14 protein-coding genes and 2 tRNA genes are annotated in these 15,365 nt (G+C 68.1%); 9 read left to right on the top strand and 7 right to left on the bottom strand.

What is annotated here, in order from left to right; genetic code table 11:
* Positions 1-16: 16 nt before the first annotated feature.
* From gyrA to N1028_RS04385, 4 genes are all read left to right on the top strand, one after another.
* Positions 17-2,605, top strand: a complete 2,589-nt coding sequence (gyrA, locus tag N1028_RS04400; RefSeq protein ID WP_375163449.1) for a DNA gyrase subunit A — start codon at positions 17-19, stop codon at positions 2,603-2,605.
* Positions 2,598-3,005, top strand: coding sequence for a DUF3566 domain-containing protein (locus N1028_RS04395; RefSeq protein WP_259525605.1), 408 nt, complete (start codon positions 2,598-2,600; stop codon positions 3,003-3,005). Before gyrA ends, N1028_RS04395 begins: the two co-directional genes overlap by 8 nt.
* Before the next feature lie 55 nt (positions 3,006-3,060).
* Positions 3,061-3,134 (top strand) — tRNA-Ile (locus N1028_RS04390).
* 43 nt (positions 3,135-3,177) lie between these two features.
* Positions 3,178-3,250: transfer RNA gene (locus tag N1028_RS04385), tRNA-Ala, on the top strand.
* A 111-nt stretch (positions 3,251-3,361) separates the two neighbouring features.
* Here N1028_RS04385 and N1028_RS04380 read toward each other — a convergent pair.
* Complete coding sequence (locus N1028_RS04380; RefSeq protein ID WP_259525604.1) at positions 3,362-3,913, bottom strand: hypothetical protein; 552 nt, start codon at positions 3,911-3,913, stop codon at positions 3,362-3,364.
* Positions 3,914-4,055: 142 nt separating this feature from the next.
* Between N1028_RS04380 and N1028_RS04375 the strand changes: the two genes are divergently transcribed.
* Complete coding sequence (locus N1028_RS04375; RefSeq protein ID WP_259525603.1) at positions 4,056-4,595, top strand: peptidylprolyl isomerase; 540 nt, start codon at positions 4,056-4,058, stop codon at positions 4,593-4,595.
* A gap of 32 nt (positions 4,596-4,627) precedes the next feature.
* Positions 4,628-5,497, top strand: coding sequence for a rhomboid family intramembrane serine protease (locus N1028_RS04370; protein ID WP_259525602.1), 870 nt, complete (start codon positions 4,628-4,630; stop codon positions 5,495-5,497).
* Between the two features lie 90 nt (positions 5,498-5,587).
* Here the strand turns inward: N1028_RS04370 and N1028_RS04365 are convergent, their stop codons facing one another.
* The gene (locus N1028_RS04365) at positions 5,588-5,857 is read right to left on the bottom strand and encodes a cell division protein CrgA (protein ID WP_259525601.1); all 270 of its coding nucleotides are present in this window, start codon (positions 5,855-5,857) and stop codon (positions 5,588-5,590) included.
* Positions 5,858-5,968: 111 nt separating this feature from the next.
* Between N1028_RS04365 and N1028_RS04360 the strand changes: the two genes are divergently transcribed.
* Genes N1028_RS04360 through N1028_RS04350 form a run of 3 tightly spaced genes read left to right on the top strand, consistent with a single transcriptional unit; the run spans position 5,969 to position 7,674 of the window.
* Positions 5,969-6,874, top strand: coding sequence for a class E sortase (locus N1028_RS04360; RefSeq protein WP_259525600.1), 906 nt, complete (start codon positions 5,969-5,971; stop codon positions 6,872-6,874).
* A 3-nt stretch (positions 6,875-6,877) separates the two neighbouring features.
* A complete protein-coding gene (locus N1028_RS04355) occupies positions 6,878-7,039 on the top strand; it encodes a hypothetical protein (protein ID WP_259525599.1) in 162 nt (53 codons plus the stop codon).
* Positions 7,036-7,674, top strand: a complete 639-nt coding sequence (locus tag N1028_RS04350) for an anthranilate synthase component II (RefSeq protein WP_259525598.1) — start codon at positions 7,036-7,038, stop codon at positions 7,672-7,674. Before N1028_RS04355 ends, N1028_RS04350 begins: the two co-directional genes overlap by 4 nt.
* 47 nt (positions 7,675-7,721) lie before the next feature.
* On the opposite strand, the gene pknB is transcribed toward N1028_RS04350, so the two are convergent.
* From pknB to N1028_RS04325, 5 genes are read right to left on the bottom strand one after another with little or no spacing between them, the layout of a single operon-like run.
* Positions 7,722-9,431, bottom strand: coding sequence for a Stk1 family PASTA domain-containing Ser/Thr kinase (gene pknB, locus N1028_RS04345; protein WP_259525597.1), 1,710 nt, complete (start codon positions 9,429-9,431; stop codon positions 7,722-7,724).
* A gap of 4 nt (positions 9,432-9,435) precedes the next feature.
* Positions 9,436-11,199, bottom strand: a complete 1,764-nt coding sequence (locus tag N1028_RS04340; RefSeq protein ID WP_259525596.1) for a serine/threonine-protein kinase — start codon at positions 11,197-11,199, stop codon at positions 9,436-9,438.
* Positions 11,196-12,647, bottom strand: coding sequence for a peptidoglycan D,D-transpeptidase FtsI family protein (locus N1028_RS04335; protein WP_259525595.1), 1,452 nt, complete (start codon positions 12,645-12,647; stop codon positions 11,196-11,198). Before N1028_RS04335 ends, N1028_RS04340 begins: the two co-directional genes overlap by 4 nt.
* A 4-nt stretch (positions 12,648-12,651) precedes the next feature.
* Entirely contained in the window at positions 12,652-14,037 is a 1,386-nt protein-coding gene (locus N1028_RS04330) for an FtsW/RodA/SpoVE family cell cycle protein (RefSeq protein WP_259525594.1), read from the bottom strand.
* Positions 14,034-15,362 (bottom strand): PP2C family protein-serine/threonine phosphatase, encoded by a 1,329-nt coding sequence (locus tag N1028_RS04325; protein WP_259525593.1) that lies wholly within the window; start codon positions 15,360-15,362, stop codon positions 14,034-14,036. Before N1028_RS04325 ends, N1028_RS04330 begins: the two co-directional genes overlap by 4 nt.
* Between the last annotated feature and the right edge of the window lie 3 nt (positions 15,363-15,365).

Raw genomic sequence — 15,365 nt, 5'->3', positions numbered from 1 at the left:
AGACTGACATTCAGACATGACAGACGACACCACTCCGGAGTTCGCGGACGCAACGCCCGGTGACCTCGGGCAGGCCCCCGACTCCTCCGGTGCCATGGTCGACCGCATCGAACAGGTCGACCTGCAGCTCGAGATGCAGCGCTCCTACCTCGACTACGCCATGAGCGTGATCGTGGGCCGCGCCCTGCCCGACGTGCGCGACGGCCTCAAGCCCGTGCACCGCCGTGTGATCTACGCGATGTACGACGGCGGCTACCGGCCCGACCGCGCCTTCTCGAAGTCGGCGCGCGTCGTCGGCGAGGTGATGGGGCAGTTCCACCCGCACGGCGACTCGTCGATCTACGACGCCCTCGTGCGCCTCATCCAGCCCTGGAGCCTGCGCTACCCGCTCGCCCTCGGCCAGGGCAACTTCGGCTCGGCCGGCAACGACGGAGCGGCCGCCCCGCGGTACACCGAGACCAAGATGGCTCCACTCGCGCTCGAGATGGTGCGCGACATCCAGGAAGAGACCGTCGACTTCCAGGACAACTACGACGGCCGCACCCTCGAGCCCGTCGTGCTGCCCGCCCGGTTCCCGAACCTCCTGGTGAACGGATCGGTCGGCATCGCGGTGGGCATGGCCACCAACATCCCGCCGCACAACCTGCGCGAGGTCGCCGCCGGTGCCATCTGGTACCTCCAGAACCCCGAGGCCGACCGCGAGGAGCTCCTCGAGGCGCTGATGGAGCGGATCAAGGGACCCGACTTCCCGACGGGAGCCCAGGTTCTCGGCACCAAGGGCATCCAGGACGCCTACCGCACCGGCCGTGGATCCATCACGATGCGCGCCGTCGTGAGCGTGGAGGAGCTGCAGGGCCGCACCTGCCTCGTGGTCACCGAGCTGCCGTACCAGGTGAACCCCGACAACCTCGCCATCAAGATCGCCGACCTCGTGAAAGACGGCAAGCTCGCCGGCATCGCCGACATCCGTGACGAGACCTCGGGCCGCACCGGTCAGCGCCTCGTGATCGTGCTGAAGCGCGACGCGGTGGCCAAGGTCGTGCTCAACAACCTCTACAAGCACACCCAGCTGCAGGACAACTTCGGCGCCAACATGCTCGCGATCGTCGACGGCATCCCGCGCACCCTCCCGCTCGACGGCTTCATCACCGAGTGGGTGGCGCACCAGATCGACGTCATCGTGCGCCGCACCCGGTTCCGCCTGCGCGAGGCCGAGGCCCGCATGCACATCCTGCGCGGCTACCTCGCGGCCCTCGACGCCCTCGACGAGGTGATCGCCCTCATCCGCCGCTCGCCCACCGTGGAGGAGGCTCGCGACGGACTGATGGAGCTGCTGTCGATCGACGAGCTGCAGTCCCGCGCCATCCTCGAGCTCCAGCTGCGCCGCCTGGCCGCGCTCGAGCGGCAGAAGATCCAGCAGGAGGCCGAGGACCTCCAGCTGAAGATCGACGAGTACAACGCGATCCTCGGGTCTCCCGCCCGCCAGCGCGAGATCATCATCGAGGAGCTCAGCGAGATCGCCGACAAGTTCGGCGACGACCGGCGCACCGAGATCATGTTCGGCTTCGACGGCGACATGAACATGGAAGACCTCATCCCCGAGGAGGAGATGGTGGTCACCGTCACCCGCGGCGGCTACGTCAAGCGCACGCGGAGCGACAACTACCGCTCGCAGCACCGCGGCGGCAAGGGCGTCAAGGGCGCACAGCTGCGGGCAGACGACGTGGTGGAGCACTTCTTCGTGACCACCACGCACCACTGGCTGCTGTTCTTCACCGACCGGGGGCGGGTCTACCGCGCCAAGGCCTATGAGCTGCAGGAGGCCGGCCGCGACGCGAAGGGCCAGCACGTGGCCAACCTGCTGGCGCTCGCTCCGGATGAGCAGATCACGCAGATCCTCGACATCCGCGACTACAAGGTGGCCAAGTACCTCGTGCTCGCCACCCGCGAGGGGCTCCTGAAGAAGACCGCCCTGACGGAGTACGACACCAACCGCTCGGGTGGCATCATCGCCATCAACCTGCGCGACGACGACGCGCTCGTCTCCGCCCTCCTCGTGGAGGAGGACAGCGACCTGCTGCTCGTGTCGAAGAAGGGCATGTCGATCCGCTTCACGGCCACCGACGAGGCGCTGCGGCCGATGGGCCGGGCCACCTCCGGTGTGATCGGCATGAAGTTCCGCGGCGACGACGCGCTGCAGGGCGCCTCCGTCGTCTCGGACGAGGGCTTCGTGTTCATCGTGACCGAGGGCGGCTACGCCAAGCGCACCTCGGTCGAGGAGTACCGCGTGCAGGGCCGTGGCGGCCTCGGCATCAAGGTCGCGAAGCTCCAGGATGCGCGGGGCGATCTGATCGGCTCGCTCATCGTCGGCGAGGACGACGAGGTCCTTGTGGTTCTTGCCAGTGGCAAGGTGGTACGCTCTGCCGTGGCCGAAGTACCGGCCAAGGGACGCGACACGATGGGCGTGGTCTTCGCTCGCTTCGCGGACGACGATCGCATCATCGCGGTGGCGAAGAACACCGAACGCAACCTGGAATCGGAGCTCGAAGCCATCGAGGCTGAGACCTCCGCCGCTCCTGGAGAGGACGTAACGACGGATGAGTAATCTTGGCGACAAATTCGCGAAGAAGACCGCACGGGTCGCCACCACCAAGCAGGTCCGCCTCAAGCTGGTCTACATCGACTTCTGGTCGGTGCTGAAGATCTCCTTCCTTCTCGCGATCATCCTCGGCATCGTGACCGTGGTCGCCAGCTTCCTCGTCTGGTCGGTGCTCAACCAGACCGGCGTGTTCGACTCCGTCAACACGCTGCTGCAGGACATCGCCGGTGCGAACAACTTCGACCTGTTCGACTTCGCGTCGCTTCCGCAGGTCATGGGCTTCTCGGTGGTGGTGGGCGTTCTGAACGTCATCGTCATCACCGCCCTGGGTGCGATCGGGGCGGCGCTGTACAACCTCGCCGTGCGCATCACGGGCGGCATCATGCTCGGCTTCACCAACAAGTAGGGCCGATTGGCAGAACAGGGCCTCCGTAAGGTAGTCTCGTCTCTGGTCAAAAAACGGGGTTATAGCTCAGGCGGTTAGAGCGCTTCGCTGATAACGAAGAGGTCCAAGGTTCAAGTCCTTGTAACCCCACGAGAGATCCACAAGAAATCTCCCAAGGGCTCCGGCCCCATGGGGGGCCTTAGCTCAGTTGGTAGAGCGCCTGCTTTGCAAGCAGGATGTCGGGAGTTCGATTCTCCCAGGCTCCACGTGTTCATGGTCGTGGATGCGTACACGCATCCACGACGTCATGAATGGCTGGGATCAGAGAGAAGGCCCCGCACCTGATAGGTGCGGGGCCTTCTCCGTGAGCGGCGAGATCAGCTCTCGGGATTGGTCTCGGGCTCGGGGTCTTCGTCGGCGATCCACAGCTCGTCGTCGGCGCGCAGGGTCTGCCACAGGGCGTACCCGACTCCCACGGCGGTGACCACACCGAGGCTCACCACGAAGACGAGGCCCACGGTGGAGCCCGCCGAACGCGGGGTCTGCTTCTGCAGAGCCTTGGCGGCCTTGCCGGCCTTCTTGCCCGCCTGCTTCAGCAGCTCGGGGTTGTTCTTGGACTGCAGCACGGCAGCAGCGGAGCCGATGGTGCCGGCGAGGGCCGGCAGCACGTCGGAGGCGAACTGGCGCTTCACGGTCTCGCCGGCCACCTTCACCTCGGCGACCTTGCGGCTCACCGTCGGGGCCACGGCACCCACGGCGGACTTGACGCGGGGCTTGACCTCCTCGTCGGTGAGGAAGCTCGCCTGCTTGGCGGCCTCACGCAGGATCGCGTTTGCACGGTCGAGGACATCATGCTGATCGACCCACAGGTCTTCAGCGTTTCCCTTCAGACGCTTCAGCGCTTTGCGACGCTTACGGGTAAGACTCATGGGAAACCTCCATCGGCGAGAGCACGGACGATCTCATCTTGGCACGCATAGCGGCGGTGCAGTAGGCCACGGCACTGACCATCCACTCCACATACGCTGGAGCTTCACTGGAAGCGCATGCACGGTGTGACAGAATCGACCCATGCCCGTACACACCCACGTCGCCACTCTCACCACCAACCACGGCCCGATCGTGGTGAACCTCTACGGTCACCACGCTCCGAAGACCGTCAAGAACTTCGTCGGCCTCGCCACGGGTGAGCTCGAGTGGACCGACCCGAAGAACGGCCAGTCGACGTCGGCTCCCCTCTACGACGGCAGTGTGTTCCACCGCATCATCCCCGGCTTCATGATCCAGGGCGGCGACCCGCTCGGCAACGGCACCGGCGGCCCTGGCTTCAAGTTCGACGACGAGATCAACCCCGAGCTCGACTTCACCGAGCCCTACATCCTCGCCATGGCGAATGCCGGCGTGCAGGGCGGCAAGGGCACCAACGGCTCGCAGTTCTTCATCACCGTGGGCCCCACCACGTGGCTCCAGGGCAAGCACACCATCTTCGGCGCCGTGGCCGACGACGCCTCCAAGCGCATCGTCGACAAGCTCGCCGGTCTCGCTACCGACGCCTACGACCGTCCGCTGGATGAGGTCGTCCTCGAGAGCGTCACCATCGAGGCGGTCTGACCCCCTCCGCCTGACCTCTCGCCGAGCAGCCGATGACCACCGCTCCGGATTCCCGGGACAACTTCTGCTACCGCCATCCGGAGCGCCAGAGCTACATCCTGTGCCAGCGCTGCGGCCGGACGGTGTGCCCGGAGTGCTCGGTGCAGGCCGCCGTGGGCGTGCACTGCGTCGAGTGCGCGGCCCGCGACCGGCGTGAGGCCCCGAAGGTCAACCGCGGGCGACCGGCGTTCCTCCGCAACCTGACGGGGTCGGAGGCGCCCGTCGTCACCTACGCCATCATCGCGCTCTGCCTCGTGGTCTTCGCCCTGCAGTCGCTTCCCGTCATCGGGGGCACCGTGACATCGGCGCTCCAGTTCGCGCCGCTCTACGTCATGCCGATCCCCGGCGTGCCGTTCGAGCCCTGGCGCATGATCACCGCGGCGTTCGTGCACGGCGGGATCTTCCACGTGCTGCTGAACATGTACACGCTGTTCATCTTCGGCAGTGCGCTCGAGCGAGGGCTCGGGCGCTGGCGCTACATCGCGCTCTACCTCATCTCCGGATTCGGCGGATCCGTGGCCGTGCTGCTGCTGGATGCCCCGAACCAGGCCGTGGTGGGGGCATCCGGGGCCATCTTCGGCCTCATGGGCGCGTTCTTCGTGATCAACCGTCACCTCGGCGGCAGCAGCGTGCAGCTTCTGATCCTCGTGGCCATCAACCTGGCGTACGGGTTCATCGTGCCGGGGATCTCGTGGCAGGCACACGTCGGCGGACTCATCGCCGGCGCGCTGGTGGCGCTCGTCTACGTGCGCACTCGCCGCGTCCGGCAGAAGAGGTTGCAGATCGTGCTGGTGGGGGCCGTGGCGACGGGGCTCGTGGCCATCACGACGGCCGGTGCCGTGCTCATCCCCGCTGCGCTCTGAGGGCCCGCCGGCTAGTTCTCCACAGGCTTGTCCACAACTGTGGACTTATCCACAGATGTTTCCACATTGGGGATAATTACAGCCGTGTAATTAGCGCCAGCGGGTCGTCATGATGAAGCCGATGAAGGCGATGCCGAACCCGATCAGGATGTTCCAGCTCTGCAGGTCCGGGATGGGGAACTGGCCCTGGCTGACGTAGAAGACGATGATCCAGAGCAGGCCGACGAGCATGAACCCGAACATGACGGGCTTGAACCAGACCGGGTTCGGGTTGTTCGACGACGAGTCGTCGCGGTTCGAGCGCTGAACCTCTCGTGTGCGGCGGGCGACGTCCGTCGAAGTATCTTTGTCTCGAGCCATGCCGACGATTCTAACGGGCTTTGCCGACGGGTTCTCCACCGGTTGTCCACAGGTTCTCCACAGGCCGTAACTCGGGGCGGCTCCCCAGCCAGGGCATTCTAGGATTGACCCATGACCGAGCAGCAGGACGATGACCCCTTCGCGGCCTTGAGGGCCGACGACGGCGATGCCGCTGAGCCGGTTCCGTCGCGGAAGGCTGCCCGTCGCGCCCAGGCCGAAGCGGAGCCTGCCGGTGACGCCGACCTGCGCCGGCCCCGTCGCAAGAAGCGCAGCATCGGGTCGCGCGTGGTCGGCGTGTTCGGCGAATTGCTCATCACGGCGGGTGTGCTCGTGCTGCTGTTCCTCGGCTGGCAGTTCTCGCTCAACGGCATCATGCTCAACAACCAGCAGGCTTCGGATGCGAACGACCTCGCCGCGGGCTGGGCCACGAGTGCGCCGTCGGCCACGCCGGTGCCGTCTGTGACTCCGACCGACCCGGCCGCTTTGGCACCGTCCTGGCCGTACGGCGAGCCGCCCGTGATGGGTGCCGTCGAGAACACCGAGAGCTTCGCCGTGATGTACGTGCCGCGCTTCGGTGCCGACTTCAAGAAGACCATCGCCGAGGGTGTCGACCCGCGCGCCGTGCTCAACAACGGCGGCGCCGGGCACTACTCGAACTCGCAGATGCCCGGCGAGGTGGGCAACTTCGCGATCGCCGCCCACCGCGACGGCTGGGGCAGCCCGTTCCTCAAGATCAATGAGCTGCAGCTCGGCGACAAGGTCTACATCGAGACGCAGGACGGCTGGTACACCTACACCTACCGGAGCTCGGAGTACGTCACGCCCTTCGGTGTCGGCGTGATCGACCCCGTGCCTCAGGTTCCGGATGCGACGCCGGTCGACCGCCTGATCACGCTCACGAGCTGCAACCCCCTCTACATCGCCTCCGAGCGCATCATCGCCTACGGAGTGCTGACAGACTGGACACCGCGATCGGTCGGCGCGCCCGCCGAGATCGCCGCGATCGTGGGAGCCTGACCGATGTACGCAGCCTTGTGGCGCATCCTGCCCGGACCGATCTGGGTGCGCATCCTGATCGTCGTCGTGCTCCTGGCGGCGGTGCTGTTCGCACTCGCCACCTGGGTCTTCCCCTGGATCGACGACCTCACCACGCCGGCGCAGGACGTGACGGTCGAGCAATGACGAGGGTTCTCGTCGTCGACAACTACGACAGCTTCGTCTACACGCTGAACGGCTACCTCCAGCAGCTCGGTGCCGAGACCGAGGTGGTGCGGAACGACTCCTTCGATGCGGCCGACGCGGCGTCGACGATCAGCGGCTACGACGCCGTGCTCGTCTCTCCCGGCCCGGGCAAGCCCTCGGAGGCGGGGGTCTCGATCCCGGTCGTGCTCGCAGCGCTCGAGTCGGGCACCCCGCTGCTCGGCGTGTGCCTCGGCCACCAGGCGATCGCAGAGGCCCTCGGGGCCACCGTCACCCACGCCGACGAGCTCATGCACGGCAAGACCTCGGTCATCCGCCACGACGGCAGTGCGTTCTACGACGGTGTGGCCGACGGCTTCACCGCTACCCGCTACCACTCGCTCGCCGTGGTCGACGGCACGGTGCCCGACTCTCTCGTGGTGACCTCGCGCACCGAGGGCGGCGTCATCATGGGCCTCCGGCACGTGAGCGCCCCCGTCTTCGGCGTGCAGTTCCACCCCGAGTCGGTGCTGACCGAAGGCGGCTACGCGATGCTCGGCAACTGGCTCGCCGTGGCCGGTCTCGACGACGCCCCCGCGAGGGCGGCGCACCTCAACCCCCTGCTGCGCGCGGTCTGACCAGGCGTGGCCGCCCGCTCACCGGCGGAAGCGGCCTCGGCCCCTCGTCAGGCGGCGGGACCGGTGCAGTAGCGGATGACGATCTCCGAGCCCTGCATGGCATCGCCCTCGGCGATCGACTGCGACGAGACCGGGCTCGCGGGCTGCGCGGGGCAGCCCGGATCCTGCTCGACCCGCACCTGCAGCTTCGCCTGCGCGGTGAGCGTCTCGGCGGCGATGTCGATGGGCTGACCCGCGACATCCGGAACCGACACCATGCCGCTGGAGACGACCAGGTCGATCGTGTCGCCATTGAAGGCGGGCGTCGCACTCGCAGGATCGGTGCGGAGCACGATGCCGGCCGAGACGTCGGGGGAGTTCTCCACGATCGTCTGCCCCACCACGAAGCCCGCGCCCGTGAGGGCGGCCGAGGCCTGCTCCACGTTCTGGCCGGTGAGATCGGGCACCGCCACGCTCTGCCGCCCGAGGGAGACGCGCACCTCGATCACCGTCTCGGGGCTCACGATGGTGCCGGCGGGCGGGTCGGTGTCGATCACCTGGCCCTCGGGGATGGTGTCGTGGTACTCGTCGAAGCGGGCCGTCACGAGATCGAGCTGCTGCAGCGTCGCATCTGCGGCATCGAAGCTCTGGCCCGTCATCGTCGGCACCTCGCGCGACATGGAGGGCAGCTCGTCTGAGGGCTGGAGCGTGAGCACCCAGAACACGATGGCGACCAGGATGACGGCGACCGAGGCGATGCCCGCCCAGATCCACACCACGGGCGGGCGGGACTGCGTGCGCACGGAGTACTCGTCGTCTCCTGCGAGCTGCGTGAGGGCCGACTCGCTGCCCTGGGCGAGGCTCGGAGGAGCGCCGAACAGCGACGACTGGAAGTCGTCGGCCGGCAGGCGCTTCGAGGGGATCTTGCCGGCGCCGGCGACCTCGAGGTCGGTGCGGAACTCCACAGCGCTCTGGAACCGGGCGAACCTGTCCTTCGCGAGGGCGTGCAGCACCACCTGGTCGATGGCGGGCGAGACGAGCGGATTGATGCTCGAGGGCGCGACCGGCATCTCACTGACGTGCTGGTAGGCGACCGCCACGGGGGTCTCGCCCTTGAAGGGCGGCTCTCCCGTGAGCATCTCGAACAGCACGACGCCCGTGGAGTAGAGGTCGGTGCGGGCGTCGACGGATTCGCCGCGCGCCTGCTCGGGCGAGAAGTACTGGGCGGTGCCGAGGATCGCGGTGGTCTGCGCGACCGTGGCCGAGGAGTCGGAGATGGCCCTGGCGATGCCGAAGTCCATCACCTTCACCTGGCCGCCGTGGGTGACCATGACGTTGCCCGGCTTGATGTCGCGGTGCACCACGCCCGCCCGGTGCGAGTACTCGAGGGCGGTCAGGATGCCCTCGGTGATGCGGATCGCCTCGGCCGAGTCGACGGGACCCTCGCGGATCAGGTCTTTCAGCAGCTTGCCCTCGACGAACTCCATGACGATGAAAGGCACGACGCCCTCGAAGCCGCCCGCTTCGGCCACCCGCTCCTCGCCCGCGTCGAAGACGCGCACGATCGTGGGGTGGGCCATGCGCGAGGCCGCCTGCGCCTCCTGGCGGAAACGGGTGCGGAAGATCGGGTCTCCCGCGAGCGACGACTTGAGCAGCTTGATCGCGACCTGGCGGCCGAGCCGCTCGTCACGGCCCGAGTAGACATTGGACATGCCGCCTCGGCCGATGAGCTCGCCGAGGCGATACCTTCCGGCGAGGAGTCGGTTGTCGTCAGTCACCCGGTCAGTCCTGCTCGGCGGGAGTCACGGTGGGGTTCGGGACCGGAGCCTCCGACGTGACCAGGGTGAGCGAAGGCGAGAAGCCCGAGACCGCACCCGAGCACGAGACGCTGTAGCGGATCTCGATGCTCGCACCGGGCTCGCTCGGCGCCACGAGGGTGGCCGAGGGGCTCGTGCCGGGCTCGATGGTCACCGTGGCGTTCGTGGCCTCGAGCGTGTAGGTGTCGAGGGTGGTGCCGGAGGGGCAGCTGTACGAGGTCCAGTTGACCACGAAGGTTCCACCGGGCTCGACCTCGCCGTCGGCCACGCCCGTGCCGCCCGTGGGGGCCGCGGTGGGCGCATCCGGAACGATGACGTCGCCGTAGACCGTGAGCGAGATGGTCGAGCCTGGCGGCACATTGCCCACCGGGGTCGCCTGATAGACGAAGTCGACCTGGTCGGCGGATGGGGCCGCGTTGCCGACGACGCGCGCTGCGCTGAGCCCCTTCTCCGAGAGGATGGCGGCCGCCTCGTCGAACGACTTGCCGCGGAGCTCGGCCTCGGAGATCGGCACGGCCGACGAGGTGGGCGGGACCGAGGGAGTGACCGACGGAGTCGGTGTCGAGGAGGTCTGTGTGGGGGGCGTCGAGGTGGCGGGTGCGCTGCCGCCGGTGTTCTGCAGCACGAGGGCCACGATCGTGCCCACGAGCACGAGGCCCAGGATGATGATGAGCACGATGAGCGGCCAGGTCCAGGCGCTGCGCTTCTTGGGCTCCTCCTCGGCCTCGTCGACCTGCGTGGCAGGCGAGCCGGTGGGGATGATCGGAGCCGCGGCTGCGGCGGCGGGGGTGGAGAGCAGCTGAGTGGCCTCGGTGGTGGAGCCCGGGGCCGGCATGAGCTGGGTGGCCGTGGTGGGCGGCAGCGGTTCGTTGCCGAGCACGGCCGGAACGGCGGCGGCCGCCGAGGCGATGTCTCCGCGGCGCAGAGCCATGGCGGCGCGCGCGAGGCTGCCGGTCGACGACGGGCGGTCCTCCGGCTTCTTGGCGATGCAGGAGAGCACGAGGTTGCGCACGGGCTCCGCCACCGTGACCGGGAGGTCGGGCGGGGTCTCGTTGATCTGCGCCATCGCGATGGCGACCTGCGACTCACCCGTGAACGGGCGCTTGCCCGCGAGACACTCGTAGGCCACGATGCCGAGCGAGTAGATGTCGGTGGTGGGGGAGGCGGGGTGGCCGCTCGCCTGCTCGGGCGAGAGGTACTGCACCGTGCCCATCACCTGACCGGTGGCCGTGAGCGGCACCTGGTCGGCGATCCGCGCGATCCCGAAGTCGGTGATCTTGACGCGGCCGTCGGGCGTGATGAGCAGGTTGCCCGGCTTGATGTCGCGGTGCACGAGGCCCGCGGCGTGGGCCGCCTGCAGGGCGAGCGCGGTCTGCGCGACGATGTCGAGCACGCGGTCGGTCGAGAGCACGTGCTCGCGCTCGAGGATGGTGGAGAGCGCCTCGCCGGGCACGAGCTCCATCACGAGGTAGGCGCTGCCCTCCTCCTCGCCGTAGTCGAAGACGTTCGCGATGCCCTCGTGGTTGACGAGTGCGGCGTGCCGGGCCTCGGCGCGGAAGCGCTCGAGAAAGCCCGGGTCGCCCAGGTACTCGTCCTTCAGGATCTTGATGGCGACGGTGCGCCCGATCACGAGGTCCGTGGCCTGCCAGACCTCGCCCATGCCGCCGATCGCGATGCGATTGGACAGCTCGTACCGGCCCCCGAAGGTCACCCCTGCTGTGGGTCTCATCTGTTCAAGCCCGCCTCTAGTACTCGTTGTGCGATCGGTGCGGCCACTTCGTTCCCCGTCCCGTCCTGGCCCAGTCCGCCGCCGTCCTCCACGACCACTGCGACCGCGACCCGAGGGTTCTCCGCGGGAGCGAAACCGGTGAACCACAGGGTGTAGGGATCGCCCTCCCCGTTCTCCGCGGTGCCGGTCTTACCGGCCACACTGACCCCGTCTATTCTTGCATTAGTCCCCGCGCCGCTCTCGACGGCATCGACCATCAGCGCGGAAAGTGTCGAAGCTGTTACCGAACTCAGCGGGGTGCCGAGCTCCTTCGCCTCGAAGCTCTCCAGCACGCTCAGATCCGGTGCCCGGATCTCGTCGACGAGCGTGGGGGTCATGAGCGTGCCGCCGTTGGCGACGGCCGCCGAGAGCATCGCGATCTGGAGGGGCGTGGCGACGTCGCTGCCCTGGCCGAAGGCCGAGAGGGCGACCTGCGCGTCGTCGAGACCGCGCGGGTACAGGCTCGCCGAGACGTCCATGGGCACCGAGAGCTCGGCGCCGAAACCGAAGGCGTTCGCCATGTCGCCGAGCGCGCCTTCGCCGATCTCCATGCCGAGCTCGGCCATCGGGATGTTGCAGGAGAGCACGAAGGCCGTGGCGATCGTGGTGGTGTCGCCGCCCCCGCAGGTGCCGCCGCCGGCGTTGCTCACGGTGTTGCTCGAGCCCGGGAGGGGGAGCCGCGCGAGGTTCGGCTCGGTGTGGTCGATGCCGAGGCCTGCCGTCTGCACGGCGGCAGCCGTGGTGACGATCTTGAAGGTCGACCCGGGCGGGTAAAGCGCGTTGATCGACTTGTTGATGAGCGGATCGCCGTCGGCGGCCAGCAGCGAGTCGTAGGTGTCGATGACCTGCTGGGTGTCGTGCACCGCGAGGGAGTTGGGGTCGTAGTCGGGCTTGGAGACCATGGCGAGGATCTTGCCGGTCGCGGGCTCGATCGCCACCACGGCACCGCGCTGGTCGCCGAGGGCGTCGTAGGCGGTCTGCTGCAGTACGGGGTCGATCGTGAGCTCGACGGAGGCGCCCTGGGGGTTCTGCCCCGTGACGAGGCGGTTGAGGTAGTCGAGGAACTGCGAGTCGGAGGTGCCCGAGAGGTAGTCGCCCAGTGACTGCTCGATCTGGCTCGAGCCCTGGCCGAGCGTGTAGTAGCCCGTGACCGCGCTGTAGAGCGGGCCGGCCGGGTAGGTGCGCTGGTACTTGAACTCGTCGGTCGTCGGCACCGAGAGCGCGATCGGCTGGCCGTCGACGAGGATGGGGCCGCGCTCGGTGTCGTAGCTGGCGTAGATGGAGCGGGCGTTGCGGGCGTCGCCGTCGAGGTTGCCGGCTTGGAAGTACTGGATGATCGTGGTCGAGACGAACAGCGTCAGGAACATCAGGAACACGACGACGCTCACGCGCTTGAGTTCTCGGGTCACCGGTCTAGATCACCAGCCTCGGCTGATTGCGCACTGTGTCCGAGAGCCGGAGCAGCAGCGCGACGATGATCCAGTTCGCCACGAGCGACGAACCGCCCGCCGCCATGAACGGCGTCGTGAGGCCCGTGAGCGGGATCACGCGGGTGACGCCGCCGATCACGATGAAGCACTGCAGGGCCACTGTGAACGACAGGCCGACACCGAGGAGCCGGCCGAAGTCGTCCTGCCCGGCGAAGCTGATCCGGAAGCCGCGCGCGATGAACAGCAGGTACAGCGCCAGGACGGCGAACATACCGGCGAGGCCCAGCTCCTCGCCGAGCGAGGCGATGATGTAGTCGCTCTGCGCGAGGGGGGTGATGTCGGGTCGGCCCTGGCCGAGGCCGGTGCCGATCATGCCACCGCTGGCGAGTCCGAAGAGCCCCTGCACGAGCTGGTAGCTGCCGCCGACGGCCTCGTAGTTCGCCGGGTTGAAGGCGTCGAACCAGTTGGTGAAGCGGTCGTTGACGTAGGTGAGCACCTGGCCGGCGAGCACGCCTCCGGCCAGGAACAGGCCAACACCGAGCACGACCCAGCTCGCACGGCCCGTGGCCACGTAGATCATGACGACGAAGAGGCCGAAGTAGAGAAGCGCCGTGCCGAGGTCGCGCTGGAAGATGATGACCGACATCGACAGGGCCCAGAGCACGAGGATGGGCCCGAGGTCGCGAGCGCGCGGGAAGCGCATGCCGAGGAACTTCGTGCCCACCATCGACAGGCTGTCCCGGCGCGACACCAGGTAGCCCGCGAAGAACACCGCGAGAGCGATCTTGGCCACCTCGCCCGGCTGGAACGAGAACGAGCCGACGTGGATCCAGACCCGGGCGCCGTTGATCTCCTGGCCGATGCCCGGGAGCATCGGCAGGAGCAGCAGCACGGCCGCCACGAGCATCGCGATGTAGGTGTAGCGCTGCAGCACGCGGTGGTTGCGGATGACGAGGATGACGGCGATCGAGATGGCCACGGCCACGGCGGTCCACACCACCTGCCGCACCGCCGTGCTCTCCCAGCCGGTGAGCTCCTCGGCGATGTCGATGCGGTAGATCATCGCGATCCCGATGCCGTTCAGCAGGGCCGCGATGGGCAGGATGAACGGATCGGCGTTCGTGGCCACGAAGCGGAGCGCGATGTGCATGCCGAAGACGAGGATCGACAGGCCCGCACCCAGGTAGACGACTGTGCTGTCGGCGTAGCCGAGGGCCCCGAACTGCACGAGGACGACGGCGAAGGCGTTGACCGAGCAGACCAGGATGATGAGGAACAGCTCGAGGTTGCGCAGCTTCTGCGGCACGCGGATGCGCCGGACGCCCTTGGTGGGGGTCTCGACGGCGACGGGAGCGGAGACGCCGGTCACGGGGTCGGCTCCGGTGCGGGGGCGGGCGCCTGTGTGGGAGTGGGAGTGGGCGTGCTAGGCCGGTCGACGTTCTGGTCGACCCCGGTCGCCGCGGCGTCGCTCAGCCGCTTGACGATCTCGAGCGCGGCGGTCACCGAGTCGGCGCTGATCGTGGTCTCGACCTGACGCCTCGTGTACGGCGGAAGGGCATCCGTCTCGACGTCGGTCTGCTGGAAGACGTGCGAGAGCTGCACAGGACCGATGCCCTGCTGCACGCCCTGGTAGATGGCGACGTAGCCGTTGGCCTCGCCCACGTAGAAGCGGGTCTGGGTCCACTGGTAGCCCGCATAGAGCACGCCGGCGATGATGCCGAGCACGATCAGGGCACCCACGAGCCAGGTGGCCTTCCGGCGGCGGCCGCGGCGGCGGTCCTCCTCGATCAGCTCGTCGAGGTAGTCGTCGGACTCGGGCTCGAAGTGGCTCGGCTCGGAGCTCGCGGGGCTCCGCGGATGCAGGCGGAGGCCGGGGATGCGGGAGGTGCGACGACCGACCGTCTGCTCGAAGGCGATGGGCTGGGCTGCCGAGCCGACCGTGACCGGTGCGGCCTCGGGGGTCTCGAACGACTGGTGCACGTCGACGACCACGACCGTGACGTTGTCGGGGGCGCCGTGATCCAGGCTCACCTTGAGGAGTCCGTCCGCGGCATCCTGCGGCGTGATGCTGCTCTTGAGGATCTCCTCGATCTCGTCGTGCTCCACGACGCCCGAGAGGCCGTCGGAGCAGAGCATCCAGCGATCGCCCGGCCGGGTGTCCATCACCTGCAGGTCGACCTCGGGGGCCGCGTCGACGTCCCCGAGCACGCGCATGAGCACCGAGCGGCGGGGGTGCGTCTTGGCCTCCTCGGCCGTGATGCGGCCGGAGTCGACGAGGCGCTGTACGAAGGTGTGGTCGACGGTGATCTGGGTGAGCACGTCCTCCCGGAGGCGGTAGACGCGGGAGTCGCCGATGTGCGCGAGGGCGACACTGTGGCCCACCCGCACGAGGGCGCTCAGGGTCGTGCCCATGCCGGTGAGCTCCGGGTGGTCGTAGACCGTCTCGGTGAGCACGGCGTTGGCCGCGACGATGGCCTCCTGCAGCGCGAACTCCGCATCGACCGCCGAACTGTACTCGCCGTCGATCTCGATCAGGCGCTTGAGGGCGAGCGCGCTCGCGACATCGCCTCCCGCGTGACCCCCCATGCCGTCGGCCACCGCGAAGAGCGTCTGCCCCGCGAAACCCGAGTCCTGGTTGTTGGAGCGGATCTTGCCCACATGGGACACGGCGGCGCTCACGGTCACGATCGCCATAGG

The sequence above is a fragment of the Herbiconiux oxytropis genome, assembly GCF_024979315.1.
GTDB lineage: Bacteria > Actinomycetota > Actinomycetes > Actinomycetales > Microbacteriaceae > Herbiconiux > Herbiconiux oxytropis.
This window is presented reverse-complemented; position numbering and strand designations above follow the sequence as displayed.

Excerpts from the sequence above, each read along its gene's own strand:
- N1028_RS04350 (WP_259525598.1), top strand. The coding sequence starts at position 7,036 with ATGACGAGGGTTCTCGTCGTCGACAACTACGACAGCTTCGTCTACACG.
- N1028_RS04360 (WP_259525600.1), top strand. The coding sequence starts at position 5,969 with ATGACCGAGCAGCAGGACGATGACCCCTTCGCGGCCTTGAGGGCCGAC.
- N1028_RS04380 (WP_259525604.1), bottom strand. The coding sequence starts at position 3,913 with ATGAGTCTTACCCGTAAGCGTCGCAAAGCGCTGAAGCGTCTGAAGGGA.
- gyrA (WP_375163449.1), top strand. The coding sequence starts at position 17 with ATGACAGACGACACCACTCCGGAGTTCGCGGACGCAACGCCCGGTGAC.
- N1028_RS04375 (WP_259525603.1), top strand. The coding sequence starts at position 4,056 with ATGCCCGTACACACCCACGTCGCCACTCTCACCACCAACCACGGCCCG.
- N1028_RS04340 (WP_259525596.1), bottom strand. The coding sequence starts at position 11,199 with ATGAGACCCACAGCAGGGGTGACCTTCGGGGGCCGGTACGAGCTGTCC.
- N1028_RS04365 (WP_259525601.1), bottom strand. The coding sequence starts at position 5,857 with ATGGCTCGAGACAAAGATACTTCGACGGACGTCGCCCGCCGCACACGA.
- N1028_RS04370 (WP_259525602.1), top strand. The coding sequence starts at position 4,628 with ATGACCACCGCTCCGGATTCCCGGGACAACTTCTGCTACCGCCATCCG.
- N1028_RS04395 (WP_259525605.1), top strand. The coding sequence starts at position 2,598 with ATGAGTAATCTTGGCGACAAATTCGCGAAGAAGACCGCACGGGTCGCC.
- N1028_RS04325 (WP_259525593.1), bottom strand. The coding sequence starts at position 15,362 with ATGGCGATCGTGACCGTGAGCGCCGCCGTGTCCCATGTGGGCAAGATC.
- N1028_RS04355 (WP_259525599.1), top strand. The coding sequence starts at position 6,878 with ATGTACGCAGCCTTGTGGCGCATCCTGCCCGGACCGATCTGGGTGCGC.